18 protein-coding genes and 1 tRNA gene are annotated in these 18,714 nt (G+C 68.5%); 12 read left to right on the top strand and 7 right to left on the bottom strand.

Annotation, left to right across the window (positions count from 1 at the left end):
- Positions 1-100 precede the first annotated feature (100 nt).
- A complete protein-coding gene (locus Afe05nite_RS18035) occupies positions 101-1,567 on the top strand; it encodes a glutamate-cysteine ligase family protein (RefSeq protein WP_203818283.1) in 1,467 nt (488 codons plus the stop codon).
- Between the two features lie 71 nt (positions 1,568-1,638).
- Here Afe05nite_RS18035 and Afe05nite_RS18030 read toward each other — a convergent pair whose 3' ends face one another.
- On the bottom strand, positions 1,639-3,303 hold the full coding sequence (locus Afe05nite_RS18030; RefSeq protein WP_239117927.1) for a Hansenula MRAKII killer toxin-resistant protein 1: 1,665 nt from the start codon (positions 3,301-3,303) through the stop codon (positions 1,639-1,641).
- A gap of 90 nt (positions 3,304-3,393) precedes the next feature.
- On the opposite strand from Afe05nite_RS18030, the gene Afe05nite_RS18025 reads away from it, so the two are divergent.
- Positions 3,394-4,311, top strand: a complete 918-nt coding sequence (locus Afe05nite_RS18025; protein ID WP_203818282.1) for a PASTA domain-containing protein — start codon at positions 3,394-3,396, stop codon at positions 4,309-4,311.
- A 3-nt stretch (positions 4,312-4,314) separates the two neighbouring features.
- On the opposite strand, the gene Afe05nite_RS18020 is transcribed toward Afe05nite_RS18025, so the two are convergent.
- Positions 4,315-4,614, bottom strand: coding sequence for a hypothetical protein (locus Afe05nite_RS18020; RefSeq protein ID WP_203818281.1), 300 nt, complete (start codon positions 4,612-4,614; stop codon positions 4,315-4,317).
- 389 nt (positions 4,615-5,003) lie between these two features.
- Here Afe05nite_RS18020 and Afe05nite_RS18015 point away from each other — a divergent pair, with 389 nt between their 5' ends.
- From Afe05nite_RS18015 to Afe05nite_RS18005, 3 genes are all read left to right on the top strand, one after another.
- Entirely contained in the window at positions 5,004-5,879 is an 876-nt protein-coding gene (locus Afe05nite_RS18015) for a helix-turn-helix domain-containing protein (RefSeq protein ID WP_203818330.1), read from the top strand.
- Positions 5,849-6,073, top strand: coding sequence for a DUF397 domain-containing protein (locus tag Afe05nite_RS18010; protein ID WP_203818280.1), 225 nt, complete (start codon positions 5,849-5,851; stop codon positions 6,071-6,073). The genes Afe05nite_RS18015 and Afe05nite_RS18010 overlap by 31 nt, the downstream gene beginning before the upstream one ends.
- A gap of 164 nt (positions 6,074-6,237) precedes the next feature.
- Positions 6,238-6,684, top strand: coding sequence for a hypothetical protein (locus tag Afe05nite_RS18005; RefSeq protein WP_203818279.1), 447 nt, complete (start codon positions 6,238-6,240; stop codon positions 6,682-6,684).
- Positions 6,685-6,691: 7 nt separating this feature from the next.
- Here Afe05nite_RS18005 and Afe05nite_RS18000 read toward each other — a convergent pair whose 3' ends face one another.
- The 3 genes from Afe05nite_RS18000 to Afe05nite_RS17990 all read right to left on the bottom strand — a co-directional run bounded on the left by Afe05nite_RS18000 (position 6,692) and on the right by Afe05nite_RS17990 (position 8,670).
- On the bottom strand, positions 6,692-7,288 hold the full coding sequence (locus tag Afe05nite_RS18000) for a hypothetical protein (protein ID WP_203818278.1): 597 nt from the start codon (positions 7,286-7,288) through the stop codon (positions 6,692-6,694).
- Positions 7,289-7,412: 124 nt separating this feature from the next.
- Positions 7,413-8,216, bottom strand: coding sequence for a WecB/TagA/CpsF family glycosyltransferase (locus Afe05nite_RS17995; RefSeq protein ID WP_203818329.1), 804 nt, complete (start codon positions 8,214-8,216; stop codon positions 7,413-7,415).
- A 371-nt stretch (positions 8,217-8,587) separates the two neighbouring features.
- Positions 8,588-8,670 (bottom strand) — tRNA-Leu (locus tag Afe05nite_RS17990).
- 190 nt (positions 8,671-8,860) lie between these two features.
- Between Afe05nite_RS17990 and Afe05nite_RS17985 the strand changes: the two genes are divergently transcribed.
- The 7 genes from Afe05nite_RS17985 to pknB all read left to right on the top strand — a co-directional run bounded on the left by Afe05nite_RS17985 (position 8,861) and on the right by pknB (position 17,755).
- Positions 8,861-9,646, top strand: a complete 786-nt coding sequence (locus tag Afe05nite_RS17985; protein ID WP_203732792.1) for an FHA domain-containing protein — start codon at positions 8,861-8,863, stop codon at positions 9,644-9,646.
- A gap of 5 nt (positions 9,647-9,651) precedes the next feature.
- Positions 9,652-10,134, top strand: coding sequence for an FHA domain-containing protein FhaB/FipA (locus tag Afe05nite_RS17980; protein ID WP_203818277.1), 483 nt, complete (start codon positions 9,652-9,654; stop codon positions 10,132-10,134).
- On the top strand, positions 10,131-11,528 hold the full coding sequence (locus Afe05nite_RS17975; RefSeq protein ID WP_203818276.1) for a PP2C family protein-serine/threonine phosphatase: 1,398 nt from the start codon (positions 10,131-10,133) through the stop codon (positions 11,526-11,528). The genes Afe05nite_RS17980 and Afe05nite_RS17975 overlap by 4 nt, the downstream gene beginning before the upstream one ends.
- Before the next feature lie 76 nt (positions 11,529-11,604).
- The gene (locus Afe05nite_RS17970) at positions 11,605-13,068 is read left to right on the top strand and encodes an FtsW/RodA/SpoVE family cell cycle protein (RefSeq protein ID WP_203818275.1); all 1,464 of its coding nucleotides are present in this window, start codon (positions 11,605-11,607) and stop codon (positions 13,066-13,068) included.
- Entirely contained in the window at positions 13,065-14,564 is a 1,500-nt protein-coding gene (locus Afe05nite_RS17965) for a peptidoglycan D,D-transpeptidase FtsI family protein (RefSeq protein ID WP_203818274.1), read from the top strand. Before Afe05nite_RS17970 ends, Afe05nite_RS17965 begins: the two co-directional genes overlap by 4 nt.
- Complete coding sequence (locus tag Afe05nite_RS17960; RefSeq protein WP_203818273.1) at positions 14,565-15,905, top strand: serine/threonine-protein kinase; 1,341 nt, start codon at positions 14,565-14,567, stop codon at positions 15,903-15,905. It abuts the gene before it with no gap.
- A complete protein-coding gene (pknB, locus tag Afe05nite_RS17955; RefSeq protein ID WP_203818272.1) occupies positions 15,902-17,755 on the top strand; it encodes a Stk1 family PASTA domain-containing Ser/Thr kinase in 1,854 nt (617 codons plus the stop codon). The genes Afe05nite_RS17960 and pknB overlap by 4 nt, the downstream gene beginning before the upstream one ends.
- On the opposite strand, the gene Afe05nite_RS17950 is transcribed toward pknB, so the two are convergent.
- Positions 17,752-18,402 carry an aminodeoxychorismate/anthranilate synthase component II gene (locus tag Afe05nite_RS17950; protein WP_203818271.1) on the bottom strand — a complete coding sequence of 217 codons (651 nt, stop codon included), beginning with the start codon at positions 18,400-18,402 and terminating at the stop codon, positions 17,752-17,754. The genes pknB and Afe05nite_RS17950 overlap by 4 nt on opposite strands.
- A gap of 1 nt (position 18,403) precedes the next feature.
- Positions 18,404-18,712, bottom strand: a complete 309-nt coding sequence (locus tag Afe05nite_RS17945; RefSeq protein ID WP_203818270.1) for a hypothetical protein — start codon at positions 18,710-18,712, stop codon at positions 18,404-18,406.
- Between the last annotated feature and the right edge of the window lie 2 nt (positions 18,713-18,714).

The following is an 18,714-nucleotide window of genomic DNA, read 5'->3' as shown; positions in this document are numbered from 1 at the left end:
CTCTTTTTGATGTTTGGCGGACGCGCGTTCGGGATGGCAAGGTGGACCGAGCGCACATGCTCGATTACAGCGCGGAGTCCGATGATGGCGCGGAGGGTGAGTGGGCAAAGATCTCGCGACCGCCGCCTTCGCGCCCGTGGACCGGGTCAACTACCGGGACAAGGTGCGGAGCTGTATGGACGCGCTCGCGCAGATGCTCGACGCGGAGGCGTTCGATGATCGCGAGGGGATGACCGGGTTCGAGATCGAGCTCAACCTGGTCGACGAGGACGGTCGGCCGGCCATGCGCAACGCGGAGGTGCTCGCCCGCCTCGGTGATCCGGCGTTCCAGACCGAATTGGGGCTGTTCAACCTCGAACTGAACGAGCCGCCTCGGCTGATAAGCGCGCTAGGTGCCTACGAACGCGACATTTTGGACAGACTGCGCAGGGCGTCGGAACAGGCCGCGAAGGCCGACACCGGTCTGGTCCTGATCGGCATGCTGCCCACCCTGACGGCCGATGACCTGGTGCTCGCCAATCTCTCCGACAATTCACGATATCGGCTGCTCAACGACGAGATGGTCGGCGCCCGTGGCGAGCTGTTCCACCTTGACATCCGTGGCGATGAGCGGCTGCTCAGCACCAGCGACTCGATAGTGCCCGAGGCGGCCTGCACCAGCGTGCAGTTCCACCTCCAGGTGGCCCCCGGCCGATTCGCCCGCTATTGGAACGCGTCCCAGGCGGTCGCGGGTCCGCAGGTGGCGGTCGGGGCCAACTCTCCCTGGTTCCACGGGCGCCGGCTCTGGGCCGAGACCAGGATCGCCGTCTTCGACCAGGCCACCGACGTGCGCCCGGACGAACTCAAGGCCCAGGGGGTACGCCCACGAGTGTGGTTCGGGGAACGCTGGATCACCTCGGTGTTCGACCTGTTCGAGGAGAACGTCCGCTACTTCCCGCCGCTGCTGCCGATCATGGACGACGAGGATCCGCTCAAGGTTTTGACCGCCGGTGGCGTTCCGCACCTCGGTGAGCTGCGACTGCACAACGGCACGGTCTATCGCTGGAATCGGCCGGTCTACGACGTGATGGACGGCCGGCCGCACCTGCGCGTGGAAAACCGGGTGCTGCCCTCCGGCCCGACGGTGGTCGACCTGCTGGCCAACGCCGCCTTCTACCTCGGCCTGACTCGCCAGCTCGCCGAGGAGGAGCGCCCGATCTGGTCGCAGCTGCCGTTCGCCACCGCCGCGGACAACTTCCACCGCGGCGCCCGGGACGGCATCGACGCGGTCCTGCACTGGCCCGGAAAGGGCGAGATCGCGGTGACCGACCTGGTCCGCTCGGTGCTGCTGCCGAAGGCAGGCCAGGGCCTCGACCGCTTCGGCGTCAGCCCGGACGACCGGGACCGTCTTCTGGGCGTCATCGACAACCGTTGCCGCACCGGCCGGAACGGCGCGACCTGGCAGACCTCCGCCGTCCGCGAAGCCGAACGGCGCGGCCTGACCCGGGACGAAGCCCTGCACGACATGCTCCGCCGCTACCGGACCCACCAGGAAACAAACGCCCCCGTCCACACGTGGCCGCTCTGACCGTCAGTCGCTCCGGCCGTCGGCCGCCCCTGCCGCGTCCCGCTCCCGGCCGCGAGCCGCTCCCCGCCGGCCTAGCCCTCGGCAGGGGGCTTTGGGTTGATCTGGGCGATTGTCGGAGTCTGCGGGGGTGGCGTGACGGTCGACTTCGTCTCTCGGGCCGGAGCGGACTTCGCCGGTGCGGTCGCTTTACGACCCCGGCCCGGCCGGGCGGCAGCGGCGATCTCCGGGTCCGTCGCGTCGGCCGGTGCCTTCGGCGGACTGTTGACCGGCTTCGGGCTCTTGGCCCGCGCCACCGGGCTCGGCTTCGGGCGCTCGCCCGAGTCACCCGCAGGTGGCGGCGTCGAGTTGGTCGGTTGCGGCACCGGGTTGGCGCGTTGCGGCGGTGGGCCGGCCGGCTGCGGCGTCCGGGCCCCGGGCTGCGGCGTCGGGTTCGCCGGGGGCTGGGTGGGGAGTTTGGCGCGGCCGGCCGGCGTAGCCGCTTTCGGCTCGTCGGCCAGGCCACCGGGCCAGGCCGGCTCGACCGTGTGGTCCGGCTCGGCGGTGTGTGCCCACGGGTCGACCGGCACCGCGGCGGCCGCGGCCTCCTCGGCGAGCCCGGCATCTTCGGCCTTGCGGCGGCGACCGAACAAGCGCCTGGCGGTCGGACGGCCGCGGGCGGCCGAGCCAGCACCGGGCTCACGGCTGCCGGCCGGGAAATCCGGGTCGGTGGCCTCGCGGCTGACGGCGGGGAAGCCGGTGGCGGGCGTGCGGTCGTTGACGGGCTCGGCGGCGGGACCCATGGTGCTGGGGGTGGCGGGGCGGTCACCAGCGGCTTCGGGGCCGCGGGCCAGGGCGCGGGCGGCAGTGGCCGAGCGGCGGTCGGCGAGGGACCGGGCTGAGGCGACGGTCAGGGCGGAACCGGCCAGGCCGGCCAGGACGGCGTAGGGAGCGATCAGGTAGGCGGACTCCAGCGGGCCCAGGTCGCCGGTCAGTCTGGGGGACAGGACCAGGAACGACGCGGCCACCAGCAACGGGCCCACGGCGCCGGAGGTGGCTGCGGCCACGCCCAGGTCGCCTCGGCTGACGGCCGGGGTGGCGGCCAGGATGCCGATCAGGAAGGCGGCGCCGATGGTCAGCAGCGCGCTCGGCCAGTAGATCGTGCCGTAGCGGCCACCCGAGGTGGCTTCGGAGAACTGCCAGCTGGTCAGGTAGGTGGCCGAGTCGCGGTGCACGGAGAGCTCGATGACGATGGCGGTGATCGCCAACGCCCAGAGCCAGGCGGCCGTGGCTATCAGGTTGGCACCCACCGGGCGCGAGCGGACCGCCCAGTAGGCCACCACGACGCCGAGGACAACCCCGATCAGGGCGTAGGCGCCGGCTATCGCCTGCGGAGTGTGCGCTTCCAGGCGTACGGCATCTCGTGCTGGAAGGGCGATCAGCGCGACCGCCACCAAGGCGCCGAGCCCCGCCGAGATCGCGAAAAGCCCCGCCAGGGGGCCGCGGGGTCGTTCCGAACCACCCAGACGGGTCGCGATCACGGCACCGAACACGGTGGCGCTCGCGGTGATCCAGGTGGCCCAGCCGAGACTGCCGAGCCAAACACTCGGGTCGGTGGTCGTGGCCACCGGCCAGACCACCACGCCCAGGCCGTAGCCCAGGCCAAGTTGCGCGGCACCGGTGCCGGCGGCGACTCCGGCCGCCGCGGCTATCCGTGCTGTCCAGCCCTTGTCGGCCATGCCGGGCACTGTAGCGGTCACCACCTATACCTGCGAATCCATGAGTGCGGGTGCTATGTGCAGCAAGATTGAGTACCTTGACCGTGCGGGTGACGGACGCGAAGGAGTGACATGTCCGACGAGAGCGATGAGACGCGGAGCTTCTCGCCCTTCGATGAGACAGCGGCTGACGGCACGCCGCCCCGGCCCGCCTCGCCCAAGCGGCCTCGGCCGGCGCACCCGCCGACGCCGGGCCCGGACGAAACCCGGGCGGCCAGTGCTGACGAAACCCGAGCGGCCGGTGCTGACGAAACCCGGGCGGCTGGTCTCGACGAGACCCAGCCGGCCGGCGACGCGATCGAGGCCGACGCGACCAGGGTGGCGCCCCGAGCCGATGCGACGTCGGTGATGCCGTTGGCCGACGACGACTGGGCGTCGAGCCGGGCCAAACCGGTCTGGTCGGGACGCGCCGAGGTTCGGGCGCCTCAACCGGGTCAGGCTTCCTACGACACCGACTGGCAGGCGGAGCCGATGCCCGCTCCCGGTCGGCCGGCGGATCGCTGGTGGATGCCGATCATCGTCGGCATCATCGTGCTGATCCTGCTCGCCCTGCTCGGCTGGGGGATCTACATGATCGTGCAGAATTCGGACGACGGCAGCGGGTCCCCTTCGGATTCGACACCGGCCACGACGGTCGCGACGACCGCGCCGGTCAGTTCCGCGCCGACCAAGCCGTCGAGCGAACCGACGACCACCACACCGAGCGCCGAGCCCTCCACCACCGAGCCGACAACCACCGAGGTACGGGTGCCGGCGCTGCTCGGACTGACCTTGGACGACGCCCGGGACGCGTTGAACCAGAACGGACTGCGTTACCGCGTGCTCTACAAGAACAGCGCGGCGCCGCAGGGGACCGTGATCGACAGCGATCCGAAGGAGGGGCAGGCGGTACCACCGGATACGAGGATCACGATCGTGGTCTCGGGAACGGACCCGTCGGCTTCCCCCAGCTCGGCCGGATCGTCGAGCGCCGGTCCGGGCGGTAACTGAGAGTCAGCGGTTGGTGCGAACGCTGCGCGCCGGAATCGTGCCGGACACCATGCCCGGCTGGCGCGCGTTACGCGCGCGGGGGTCGGGCGCTTTGCCGACCGCGCGCAGGCCACTGACCTGCACGAAAATCGAGCGGCGTTCGACCGCGTCGCCGGCCGTGTTGAGTTCGTAGCCGTCAAGCCAGATCCAGCCCTCGTACGTCGGCCAGTCGTGGACCCGGATGACGCGGAAGAGCATCGGCGCTGCGAACTGGACGCTCGCTGCCTTCGTCACGTGTATGACATCACCGGACCGAGGAAGCACCGTCATCTCCTGCCCTGAAACTCTCGTCGCGGGGTGAACCTTGACACAGAAGCACTTAGTGTGCCCAGCCGAAACACCATTGCAAGCTTTTGACAATGCCAATCATCGAAAGCGTTGCAGAACGTTACCGCCGCCGTCGCCAACACTAGTCACAATGTGGATCAGTCCACCTCGGACGGAAGGCTGACCCGGCGCCCCGTAAACGGCTCCGTTTCGGTGCACTTAGTCGGTTGAACCACATCATCCGAAGGTGCGTGGTGATGCGGGCCATACCGAAAAGATTGCACTACCACCGGAGGCGATGCAAGTTGCATGTCAGCCTTCCGTGATTGTTGGTCTTCGTCACGATCGCCTTGAACGATTAAATGATCGACAGAGAGACTGAGCATGTGAATCAGCACCGGAGTCCCACAATTCGCCGGCGGCGGCTCGGAGTCGAACTTCGTCGGCATCGGGAGGCGGCGGGCGTGACGATCGACGTCGTCGCCGAGCGGCTTGGTTGCTCGACGTCCAAAGTGTCCAGGATTGAGACGGGGCACAACAGCGCTTCCCCGGCCGACGTCTCCAACATCTTGGACATTTATGGCGTAGACGCCTCGATCAAGTCGGAATTGGTCCAAATCGCCAGGGAGGCCCGCCAGAAGGGCTGGTGGCACCCCTATTCCACGGTCCTGACCGGCGCATATGTCGGGCTCGAGACGGCGGCAAGATCCATTAGGGCGTACGAGCAGCAACTCGTTCCGGGACTTCTGCAAAGCGAAGAGTACGCAATTGCCCTACTTCGGGGTGCCCGACTGGATGACGCCGAGCAGGAATTGAAGCAGCGGGTCCGTGTCCGGATGGAACGTCAAGCGTTATTGATTCAGGACGATCCGATTGATCTTCGGGTGGTGCTGGATGAAGCGGTACTGAGCAGGCCGGTCGGCGGTGACGAGGTCATGCGCGGGCAACTGATCAAATTGATCGAGGTCGCGCGGCTGCCGAACGTCACGTTGCAGATCCTGCCGTTCACGGTGGGCGCTCATGCGGCCATGGACGGCACGTTCGTGATCCTGGAGTTCGAGGAGGAGGGAGACGCCGATGTGGTGTTCATCGACAACGCGACCGGCGGGCTCTTTCTGGAGAAGTCCGAGGAGCTGCGTAAGTACATCTCGATCTTCGACACCGTCCGAGGCGCCGCGCTCACCGCGGACGCGTCCCTCGAGTTGATTGAAATGCTGGTAGAGGAGCCATTGTGGAAGTCGAAACGAAGGGTTTCCGACTAGATCTAGGTCGGGCGCAGTGGTTCAAGAGCACGCGCAGTGGTCCTAACTCCGACAACTGTGTCGAGGTGGCCTTCGTGGAGGAGGCCATCGCGGTCCGGGACTCCAAGAACCCCACCGGGCCGGCGCTGATCTTCACCGCGTCCGAGTGGGACGCGTTCGTCGGCGGTGCCAAGGACGGCGAGTTCGATCTCTGACCTGGCAAGACTGTAGATTTCGGCCGGTTTGTCCGCTTCCGGCGGACCGACCGGCCGTAGTCGTTTTCCGTGTCGCCTCGTTTGAACGGCAGAAGCGCGGACCGGTCCGCGCCGACGGCCGGGTCATCACGCCGGGTCATCACCGAGCGAGGCAAGGCAGACAAATGACGATAGGTTCCGACAATCTAGGTAACAGTTCGGCACAGGACCGGTTCAGCGGCGGGGTGAGCGCGTACCGGCAGAATCGGCGTGACATGCCGCTGTCCGACAACGGCGACTCCGAGATCCTGTCCCGGGCGAGCTCGTCCGGACTGCCGACGCGGTCGCCGGGACGGTCGCACAGCATCGAGCCGACCAGCGCTCTCGATCGTGCGCCCCAGCTGCCCTCCCTCGACCTGCAAGGGCTTACTGAGCCGGTCTTCCCGTCGTCAGGCTGGCCGGACTCGGGCGCCGGACCGCAGTCGATGGCGGATCACCCGCTGCTGCGCGGGCTGCTCCTGGAACTCCCGGTCCGCGGAACGCTCCCACCGTCGGATTGGCTGGACCGCTGGTTCGAGGCCGCCCGTTCCATCCTTGAACTGCTCTACGTGCAGGAAGCCAAGAGGCACTGACTCGCGGTCAGCGGGGGCTGACCGGAACGCGCGGCCGGCCGCGACCGATCGGGGCCAGGGCAAGAAGGCTCAGCCGGCTGTGCCGCACCGCTGCGCGGATGCCGATCGCAAGCACCGCCACGCCGACGACCGTGATCGCGATGCCCGCCACATTGGACGCGGGGATCTCCACGACGTGTGCCGCGATCGGCAGCCCGATGATCGCGGCCAACCCCGTCACCTGCAGTGGAACGATGATCAGCGGGTGTGCCGCGGCCGCCCGCAGGGCCGGCGGCAGGGGTGTCTGCGGCGCGGTGGCGAATGCCCCCGCACCGCGCCGCACCGGCCCGAGCCGCCTTACCCCCACGGTCAGCGCGACCAGTGCCGGAATGGCCGCCAGCAGGGCCGCACTCGGCGCCTGCTGCTCCCCCGGCCGGATCCACAAGACCGCCGGCACGGCCACGAACACCGCCGCCCCGATCACCACCAGCGCGCTGAGCCATCCGGAGCGCCGGCGCAGTTCCGCCGCCGAACGGGCGTTCTGAAGCCCGTCCGCGACCAGCCCGGCCGCGGTCCAAGCCACGGCGAGCGCCCCCATCAGAACCAGATCAGTGACGATGTCCACAGCGACAGCCTTCACCCGTGGGGTCCGCCGCGAAACCGGGTTATCACCCCAGCCGCCCCGTAAGGGCTCCGGAGCGTCGAATCGGCCGAACCCCTAGGGTGCGATCAAGACGCCGACGGGCCGATCAGACCGCGAAGGTGTCCGCCGGCGCGGTCGCCGGTGCGGGGGGCGTCGCCTTCCAGAGGCCGGCCTTCTGGGCGAACAGCCGCGTCAGGTATTTCGGGTTGAGAATGAGGTAGCGCCGCCACAGGCGCTTGGGCTCCAGGCCCAGGCGCCACAGCCACTCGAGGGCGTACTTCTGCATCCACGGCGGCGGGTTCTTGAGCAGGCCCGCGTGGTAGTCGAACGCGGCACCGACGGCCAGCAGCGGCATGTCGAGGTGCGGGCGCATCGCGTAGGTGAAGACTTCCTGCCGCGGGCAGCCGAGCCCGACCAGCAGGACCCGCGCGCCGGACGCCTTGATCCGCTCGGCGATCTCTTCCGGCTCGCCCGGGGTCGACTCGCGGAACTTCGAAGCCTCGACGCCGGCGATCTTGAGGGCCGGGAACATCTTCTCGAGGGCCGGCACCAGCCGGGCGAGGGTGGGCTCGGTCGAGCCGTAGAGATAAACCGGAAGCCCTTCGGCGGCGGCCCGCTCGACGACCTTGAGCGTCAGCGTGGGCCCGTAGACCCGGTCGCTCAGCCCGGCGTCGTGCAGCAGGTTCAACGCCCACCGAACCGGCTGGCCGTCGGGGGTCACCAGGTCGAAGGAGTTGAGGCGCGCGTTGTGCGCGGCATCTTCCACCCCGGTCATGACGCCATGCACGGCAAGAGCGGTGACGGCATAGCCACGCCGCTCGTGCGCGGCCGCGATGATCCGGTCGGTGGCGTCGGCATAATCGGTGACGTCGACGAGCACTCCGAGAACGCTACGTTTCCCTTGGCCCACACCGTTCCGAGCAACGGTCACAGCGCAACACTCCCGGATCCGACGCCAATAAATAGGTCGCGAGCCTACCGCGAGCCGCAAACCTCACCGGTCAGGCACAGCCAGAACACGAAACCAAATCGTGATCAGTCCTAAAAGCGTGGTAAAGGTGACGCACCCCACCCGTACACAAGCCTCAGACCTGCCGAGATCAAACCGCAACCTATAACCCACAGCAACCAAAACCCACGCCGCATCCGGCGAGCGTGACCTTCCCGGGCAGCCGCACCCCCGCCCACCGTGGGGGCTTCCGGGGGCTCGGCCCCCGGAGCAGATATAACGAGAGGGCCCCATGTTCGCGCTTCCGCGAACACAGGGCCCCTGGACTCTCGTGGGGATGGGGGGAGTTGAACCCCCACGTCCTTTCGGACACACGGACCTGAACCGTGCGCGTCTGCCATTCCGCCACATCCCCGTGGCAAGTCGGCTGGTGGGCCAACTTCTTGTTACTGGCTGCGACAGACTACGCTGTCGCACGTCACCAAGCGAGTTGTTATCGCCCGCGACGCCAGGGAAGACTAGCACGGCGTCGACGGGGGTCATACGAGGGTCAGAAGTGCCGGCAGCCGCGAGCTACAGATGCCAAGCGGCGGCCGGATACCATCATGTCCTCGGAAGCCGAGGAGGAGCCGGTGAGCGTGCTGCAGCGCTTTGAGAAGCGATTGGAAGGCCTTGTCGAAGGGGCCTTCGCGAAGGTGTTCAAGGGTGTCGTGCACCCTGTGGAGATTCTGAATGCCATGCAGCGGGAGGCTGAGGCCCACAAGGCCATCCTCGCCGGTGGCCGCACCCTGGTGCCGAATCGCTACGTGATCGACCTTTCACCTTATGACCACAGCCGGCTCGCGCCGTACGCTGCCGCGCTCGCACAGGAGCTCGCGCAGTCGCAGGCCGAGTTCATCGGTGAGCAGGCCTGGACGGTCTACGGCGACGTGATCGTCGAGATCGAGCGGGGCGAGGGCCTGGACACCGGGATGTTCCGGGTGACCGCCGAGGTGTACACCGGTGGCGAGGTCGCCCCGGTGCAACAGCCGGCTTATGACGCGGGACCGCAATACCCGCCTTACGACCAGCATCAGGGTGGCTACCAGCAGCACGGCGGGCCGAACGGCCGCAGTGTCGGTCTGGTGTCCGGCGACGGGCGCACCTACCCGCTGCAGATGGGCTCGACCGTGATCGGCCGGGGCGACCAGGCGAACCTTCGCCTGCCCGACGTCGGCATCTCGCGGCGACACGCGCGGCTGGACTACGACGGCAACCAGGTGGTGCTGACCGACCTCGGGTCGACCAACGGCACCATGGTGAACGGCCAGCGGGTCTCGGCCGTGGCGCTCAACCCGGGCGACATGATTCAGCTGGGCACCACGACGCTGACCTTCCGAGTGGACGGCTAGGCACCTTGCCCGAATTCGTCCTCACCGTCGCCCGGTTCGGGTTCCTCATCCTTCTGTGGATCTTCGTGTTCACGGTGGTCGGGGTGATCCGCCGGGATCTTTTCGCCGGCGTCCGGTCCAAGAGCATCGTCGCCAGCCCTCGGGGGGTGGGTGGCGCGATGCCGGCGGGCCGGCCGGCGAAGGTGAAACGCGGTAAGGCCGCACGACAACTGGTGGTGACGGCCGGCAACCTGGCGGGCACGCGCATCACGTTGGGCGAAATCCCGATCACGATCGGTCGGGCCGAGGATTCGACGCTCGTCATCACCGACGACTTCGCCTCGGCTCGGCATGCTCGGCTCGTCCCGCGGGAAGGACAGTGGTTCGTCGAGGATCTCGGCTCGACGAACGGCACCTATCTCGATCGCGGTAAGGTCTCCGGACCTACTCCCGTCCCCCTTGGCGTTCCGATCCGCATCGGGCGCACTTCTCTTGAGTTACGGCCATGACCCTGACCCTGCGCTATGCCGCTCAGAGCGACCGCGGTCTGATCCGAGACCTGAACCAGGACTCCGTCTACGCCGGGCCGCGGCTTCTTGCTGTCGCCGACGGGATGGGCGGCATGGCCGCCGGCGACGTGGCCTCCAACATCGTCATCGCTGCGATGGCGCCACTCGACGAGGACGTGCCCGGCGACGCCCTGGTGGACGCTCTGCGTCACGCCGTCGGCACGGCTAACCAGCATCTGCGCGACACCGTCGACGCCAACCCTCAACTCGAGGGCATGGGCACGACGCTGACCGCAGTGCTTTTCTCGGGCAGCAAGTTCGGCATGGTGCACATCGGTGACAGCCGTGCCTACCTGCTGCGTAACAACGAGTTCGCCCAGATCACCAAGGACGACACCTACGTCCAGATGCTTGTCGACGAGGGCCGCGTCAGCCCGGAGGAGGCGAGCAGCCACCCACAGCGGTCGCTGCTCACCCGCGCTCTGGACGGTCGCGACATCGACCCCGAATATTCGGTGCGCCAGGTGCTCGTCGGTGACCGCTACCTGATCTGCAGCGATGGCTTGTCCGGCGTGGTGAGCTCGGAAACCATCGGGCAGACGATGCGCGAGCTCGCCGATGCGCAGGCGTGTGTCGAGCGGCTGGTGCAGCTCGCGCTGCGCGGTGGCGGCCCCGACAACATCACCGTGGTGATCGCCGACGCCCTCGACAACAAGGACATCGTGGAGCAGGCGCCGATCGTGGGTGGCGCGGCCGCCATCGACCGGGGCAACACCACGGTGGCGGACAGCTCCTCGGCGGCGGCCCGCGCGGCCGCGCTGAAGGCTCCTCGCCCGCCCCAGCCGGAGCAGGTCGAGCAGGCCAACTACAACGACCGGGAGCCGGAGCCGAAGAGGCATCCGGTTCGCACCGGTCTGCTGGTGCTGCTGCTGCTCGCGGTGCTGGGCGGCGGCCTCTGGTTCGGCTATCGCTACACCCAGGACCAGTACTACGTGGGGGCGACCGAGGCCGGCCAACTCGCCATCTTCCGGGGCGTCCCGGGTCAGATCGCGGGGCTCGACCTGTCCGACGTCAACGAGACCAGCCCGGCCCGGCTCGAAGACCTCACCACGGTCGCGCAGGAGCGGGTCAAACAGGGCATTCACGCACAGGACCGGAACGACGCGGTGGAGACGCTCGCCGAGCTCACCGACGACAACCCGACCAACCCGAACTTGAAGCCGCTCTGCTCCACACCCGGCACCGAACCGACTGTCGCCGCCACCGTCACCGCACCACCGGCGGCTGCTGGACAGTCCTCGGCGCCTACCGTCGCGGCCACCACGCCGTCCGTTCAGGTCACCGAGAGCGCTCCGCCGGTCGACGATCCGGCCGGGTGCCGGACCGTCAACTGACCTTCCGCTCGACACGTCTGGGGATTTCTTGACCGCGCCCGCCGTACCGGCTCCGTCGCCCGCTTCCACGGGTGAGATGTCGCGTATCCCGGGAATGAAGACCCAGCGCAATGCCGAGCTGGGTCTCCTGGCATTCGCCATGATCCTGGTGGCGGCGTACGGCGCCACCGTCGAGGCCAACCGGATCGGTGAGATAACCCCGACCTTCTGGGTGCCGGCCGCGCTGCTCAGCGTGCTGTTCCTCGGCTTGCACCTGGTGGTTCGGTTCACCGCGCCGTACGCCGACCCGGTGCTCATCCCGGCGGTCGCGCTGATCAACGGGCTCGGCGTGGGCTTCCTGCGCCGGCTCGACATCGGCGACGCGCTCTCCGAGAAGCTGCCGGTACCGGGGATCTTCGCGGGCATCGGCGGCCGCCAGCTGGCCTGGACGCTGGGCTCGCTCGTACTCGCCGCGGTCCTGCTGCTGGTGGTGCGCGACCACAAGATCGTTTCCCGGTACGCGTACACCCTCGGCCTGGTCGGCATCGTCCTGGTGATGATCCCCGCGGTGCTGCCGAGCAGCCTCTCCGAGGTCAACGGCGCCAAGCTGTGGATCAAGCTGGGCGGTTTCTCGATCCAGCCCGGTGAGTTCGCGAAGCTGGCACTGGTCTCCTTCTTCGCGTACTACCTGGTGCGCAAACGAGAAGTGCTCTCGCTGGCCAGCAAGCGGTTCGCCGGCATCGACTTCCCACGCGGCCGCGACCTCGGCCCGGTCGTCACGGTCTGGCTGCTCAGCCTCCTGGTCCTGGTCTTCGAGAAGGACCTCGGCACGGCCCTGCTGTACTTCGGCCTGTTCGTGGTGACGCTCTACGTCGCGACCGAACGGGCCAGTTGGCTGATCATCGGTCTGCTGCTGTTCTTCGGCGGCGTCTACCTGGCCTACCTACTGGGTGCGTCGGTCGGCGGTCCGTTCGCGAACTTCTACGACCGGGCCCAGGTCTGGCTCGACCCGTTCGCGCTGTCCAACTACGAGCGCAACGGCGGCAGCTATCAGCTGGTGCAGAGCCTGCTCTCGCTGGGCACCGGCGGCATGTTCGGGTCCGGGCCGGGCGCCGGCTCGCCCCGCTTCGTGCCCGAGGTGCAGACCGACTTCATCTTCGCCGGCATGGGCGAGGAGATCGGCCTCTTCGGCCTCTCCGCGCTGCTGGTGGTCTATCTCCTGATCGTCGAGCGGGGTCTGCGGGCCGCCCTGAACGTCCGCGACTCGTTCGGCAAGCTGGTCGCCGGCGGTCTCGCGTTCACCCTGGGCTTGCAGCTGTTCGTCATTCTTGGTGGCATCACCGGACTCATTCCGCTCACCGGCCAGACCACCCCGTTCCTCTCCGCGGGTGGCTCGTCGTTGATGGCGAACTGGCTGCTCATCGCGATGCTGCTGCGCATCTCGAACGCGGCCCGCGGTCCTGCGGCCGGAGGTTCCGGCGCAGACCGCCCGGGAGGTCCCGGACCCAAGAAAGCACCCACTCAGCTCCACGGCGCCATGACGGAGGTGATCCAGCCGTGAACGCTCCCCTGCGCCGGGCCGGTGTGGTCATCCTGGTCCTGTTCGGCCTGCTCTTCGCCAACCTGAACTGGGTTCAGGCCTACAAGGCGGACGACTATCGCACCAACGACTTCAACCGTCGCGTGGTCGTCGCCCAGTACGAACGGCCCCGCGGCGTGATCGAGGTCGGCGGCAAGGGCCTGGCCGAGAACAAGGAAACCGGCGACGCGCTGAAGTACCTGCGGATCTACCCGAAGAAGGAGATCTACGCGCCGGTCATCGGTTACCGCCCGGTCAGCCTGGGTGCCACCGGGATCGAGAGCAGCGAGAACGACTTCCTGTCCGGGGAGAGCGACAAGCTCTTCGCCGACCGGGTCAAGGACATGTTCACCGGCAACAACACCGGTGGCGGCAGCATCGTCCTGTCGCTCAACTCGAAGGCGCAGGAGACGGCGTACCAGGAGCTGCTCGACAACGAGCGCGGGGTCAAGAAGGGCGCCGCGGTCGCGATCGACCCGCGCACCGGGGCGATCCAGGCCATGGCGTCGATCCCCAGCTACGACCCGAACCCGCTGGTCAGCCACAACGAGAAGGCGGCCGCGGCGGCGTACAACAAGCTGCTGAAGGACGACGACCAACCGCTGCTCAACCGGGCCACGCAGCAGACGCTGCCGCCCGGCTCGACGATGAAGGTGATCATCTCGGCGGCGGCGCTGAGCAGCGGTCAGTACAACCAGCAGACCGAGATCCCGGCCGGCAGCGTCTACTCGGAGAGCGGCGCGGTCATCCGCAACGCTGAGGACGAAGTCTGCCCGGGTGGCGAGATCTCGCTCAAGGAAGCGCTCACCGAGAGCTGCAACACCGGTTTCGCCAAGCTGGGCGTGAAGCTCGGTCGCGACAAGGTCGTCGAGATGGCGAAGGCGTTCGGCTTCGAGGACGACACGCTTACCGTCGGCAACCTGGGGAGCGGCGGCCTGCCGGTCGCGGCCAGCCGCACCGGAGCCATCGCCAACCCGGACGGCAGCGTCGACAAGGGCGCCCTGGCGCAGTCGTCGATCGGCCAGCGTGACGTGCGAATGACCGCCCTGCAGGGCGCGCTGATCGCCGCCACGGTCGCCAACGGGGGCAAGCAGATGCGGCCCTACCTGGTCGAGAAGGAACTCAGCTCGGACCGCCGGACGATCTACACGGCCACCCCCAAGGTCGGGCGGACGCCGATCACGGACGGCGTCGCGAGCGATCTCAAGGACATGATGGTCAGCGTCGTGGAGAACGGCACCGGCAAGAAGGCCAAGATCAAGGGCCTCACGGTCGGCGGCAAGACCGGTACGGCGCAGAACAAGGTCGGCGCCGACCCGCACGGCTGGTTCATCGGCTTCGCCTACAACGACAAGGGCGAGCCGGTCTCCGCGGTCTGCGTCATGCTGGAGAACGTGCCCGGCGGCCACGCCAGCGCCGAGGCGGCCCGGATCTCCGGGCTCATCATGAAGGCCGTCGCCGGAGGGGGAGGGGACTGAATGATCAGCCCTGGGGTGACCCTCGGCGGCCGCTACCGCCTCGACGAGCGGATCGCCGGCGGTGGGATGGGCGACGTGTGGCGCGGCACCGACGAGGTGCTGGGCCGGACGGTTGCTGTCAAGATCCTGCTCCCGGCCCTGCTCGACGAGCCCGGCTTCGCCGAGCGGTTCCGCGGCGAGGCCCGCACCATGGCCACGATCAACCACCCCGGGGTCGTCGACGTCTACGACTACGGCAGTGACCAGCAGCTCGCGTTCCTGGTCATGGAGTATGTCGAGGGCGACGCCCTGTCCCGCACCCTGAGCCGGGTCGGCCGGCTCACCCCGGCCCGCACCATGGCGCTGGTGGCCCAGGCCGCCGACGCGCTGCAGGCCGCGCACGCGAACGGCATCGTGCACCGCGACGTGAAGCCCGGCAACCTGCTGGTCCGGCCGAACGGCACGCTGGTGCTCACCGACTTCGGCATCGCCCGCTCGGCCCTGGTCGGCCAGCTGACCGTGGCCGGCTCGGTGCTCGGCACGGCCTCCTACATCTCACCCGAACAGGCCTCCGGCGAGGGCGCCACGCCGGCCTCGGACGTGTACGCCCTCGGCGTGGTCGCCTACCAGTGCCTCTCCGGCCATCGGCCGTTCGACGGGGCCACCCCGATCGAGATCGCGATGAAGCACGTACGGGAGACGCCACGGCCGCTGCCCGCCGACATCCCGCCGTCGGTGCGCGCCATCGTGGACCGCGCCCTGGCCAAGAACCCGTCGGAGCGCTGGCCGTCGGCCTCGGCGATGGCGGCCGTGGCCCGGCAGGCCGCCTCGGCACTGTCAGCCACGTCACAGCAGCCGGCCGGGCAGTCCGCTCGGGCCACGGCGCCGGCCAGCCCCGCACCCGTACACGGCTCTCCCATCGCTGGTAGCGCGCGTCCGCCGTACCCTCCGGTGCCGCGACCCACCTCGGGCGCACGTGGTGCCGCTCCCGTACGCTCGTCGGGGCCGCCCTTTCAGCAACCGCAACAGCCGCAGCCCTACCGCCCGCCGTACGTCGCACCCAGGCCCGTTCAGGCCCAGTCGGCGCCGATGGCGAAGCCGGAGAGCTCGGCCGGCCGGCAGGTGCTGATCGTGTTGGCCGTCGTCCTAGCGCTGTTGGTTCTGCTCTGCGCCGGGGTGATTTCGTTCCTCTACAAGCAGCAGCAGAAGAACAACGCATTCACTGGCCGGTCCGTGCACGTGGCGGTCGCTCAGAAGGGCACTGCCGACAGTGAACTGTGGGCGGCGTCGTACCGTCTAATCAGACAGACGGGCGCGAAATCCGGCTGGACCCTCGCTACAGAAGGACGACAGACGCTATGACGGCGCAGGCCCGCCTGCTCGGTGGCAGGTATCAGGTCGGCGAGCTATTGGGCTACGGCGGCATGGCCGAGGTGCACAAGGGGCGCGATCTCCGCCTCGGCCGCGATGTAGCCATCAAGATGCTGCGCACCGACCTGGCCCGCGACGCCACCTTCCAGGAACGGTTCCGGCGGGAGGCGCAGAACTCGGCGGCTCTCAACCACCCGGCGATCGTCGCGGTCTACGACACCGGCGAGGAGATCTCGTCGACCGGCGAGAAGCTGCCGTTCATCGTCATGGAGTTCGTCAACGGGCGGACCCTGAAGGAAGTTCTCGCCGAGGAGCAGCGACTTCAGCCGCGCCGGGCGCTCGAGATCACCGCCGACATCTGCGCCGCCCTGGAGTTCAGCCACCGGCACGGGATCATCCACCGGGACATCAAGCCCGGCAACGTGATGATCACGCAGAACGGCCAGGTCAAGGTCATGGACTTCGGTATCGCCCGGGCCCTGGCCAGCGGTGCTACCACCATGACGCAGACCAGCGCGGTCATCGGCACGGCGCAGTACCTCTCCCCCGAGCAGGCTCGCGGCGAGTCGGTCGACGCGCGCTCCGATGTGTACGCGGCCGGCTGTGTCCTGTTCGAGCTGCTCGTCGGGCACCCGCCGTTCGTCGGTGACAGCCCGGTGAGCGTCGCCTACCAGCACGTCCGGGAAGAACCGAAGGCGCCCAGCGACGTCAACCCCGACGTGCCGCGGGACCTCGACGCGATCGTGCTGAAGGCGCTCGCCAAGAACCCGATGAACCGCTACCAGAGCGCCCAGGAGATGCGCGCCGACGCGCTGCGTGCGGTCTCCGGTCGCCCGGTCCTGGCCACGCCCGTGATGACCGAGGCCGAGACGATGGCCCTCGGCGCGCAGCAGCAGACCCGGCAGTGGCAGCCGCAGGCCGCCACCAGCATGCAGCGGCCGGTCGGCAACATGCCGCCGCGGCCGCCGGAGCGCAAGAACTCGTCGTGGGTGATGGCCGCGCTGGCCGCCCTCGGTGTGCTGGTCGTGGTCGTGCTCGGGGTCGCGCTGGCGATGTCGCGTAACGACGACGACAAGGGTGGCGGCAAGCAGCAGCAGCCGGTCACGGTCGCGATGCCCGATCTGGTGGGCAAGACCGATCAGCAGGCACGGGCGCTGCTCAGCGCCAAGGGCCTGAACAACGTCTCGCCGCTGTCGCCGAGCACCAGCGCCGACTGCAACGGCAAGGTGATCAACCAGAGCCCGCAGAAGAACGAGCAGGTCCCCACCGACACCGGGGTCACCTACCAGCTCTGCAACAAGCCGGATGAGGTCACGGTCCCGAACAACCTGGTCGGCAGCTCCAAGCAGGCCGCCGAGGACGCCTTGACGGCGGTCGGGCTGAAGGCCAAGTTCAAGCCGACCAGCAGCGACAAGCCGCTCAACACCGTCGTCAACGTCGAGAGCGCCGGCCAGACCGTCGACCCGGGCACCGAGATCACCGTGAGCCTGTCCAAGGCCAACAAGATCCCGATGCCGAACGTGACGGGCCAGAGCGGTGACGTCGCCAAGGCTCTGCTCCAGCAGGCCGGCCTCAACGTCACGACCGTCACCGGCAAGATCACCGACCCGAGCCAGGTGCCGGGCACGGTCATCGCGCAGAACCCCAAGGCTGACAGCACTGTCGAAAAGGGCGACAAGGTGACCATCACGGTGGCTCAAGAGACCACCGACAACCCGAGCGGCACCCCGTCGCCGTCCGACACCGAGACACCGCCGGGCGGCAATGGCGGTGGCAATGGCGGTAATGGTGGCGGTGAGGTCATCGGGGGCGCGCTCGGGACCCTGCGGGAGAACGACTAGGCGGTAGCGAACGCCGCTCGGCGCCGGGTCTCGACCTCGGCGGCGAGCGGCGGTGCCTTTTCCAGGGCCGTCGGCAGACCGCAGAAGGCCAGCCAGTTCGCCAGCATGGTGTGGCCGCCCTGGGTGAGGACCGACTCCGGGTGGAACTGCACGCCCTCGATCGGCAGGGTGCGGTGGCGCATCGCCATCACCACGCCCGACTCGGTGCGGCCGGTCACCTCGATCTCGTCCGGCAGCGTCTCCGGGACCACCGCCAGTGAGTGGTAGCGGGTCGCGGTGAACGGGTCGGGCAGGCCGGCCAGCACGCCGGCACCGGTGTGCTTCACCTCGGAAGTCTTGCCGTGCAGCAGCTCCGGCGCGCGGGTGACGGTGGCCCCGAACGCCGCCCCGATCGCCTGATGACCGAGGCACACCCCGAACATCGGGACCTTTCCGGCGTACGCCGTAATTGTCTCCATCATGATGCCGGCCCGTTCCGGTGTGCCCGGCCCCGGTGAAAGCAGGATGCCGGCGGCACCGAAGGTGCCGACGTCGGCGACGGAGATCTCGTCGTTGCGCCGCACCTCGCACTCGGCGCCGAGCTGGCCGAGGTATTGGACCAGGTTGAAGACGAACGAGTCGTAGTTGTCGATAACGAGAATGCGCACGTCAGTCACCTGGGAGAGAGGACTTCGAGGTGGCCGAAGTCGAGGGGTGCGGGGCGTTGGACTCGGTGCTGTAGGGGATCTCGTCGGGGCCTTCGACGCTGTCCGACGAGATGACGTTCGGGTCCTCCTGCGCCGGGCCGTCCTGCCCGGTGCCGGTGCCGACCTGTACGTCGTCGAACGGGAGCAGCGGGGTCGCCCAAGGGAAGACGACGTACCACAACAGGGCGGTGGTGGCGACCGCCAAGCCGATCGAGCCGATCAGCTTTCCCCACAGTCCGAACGGGAGCTTGTGCCAGATCCAGGCGTACATCG

This window comes from Paractinoplanes ferrugineus, from assembly GCF_016862195.1.
Classification (GTDB): Bacteria; Actinomycetota; Actinomycetes; order Mycobacteriales; family Micromonosporaceae; genus Actinoplanes; species Actinoplanes ferrugineus.
This window is presented reverse-complemented; position numbering and strand designations above follow the sequence as displayed.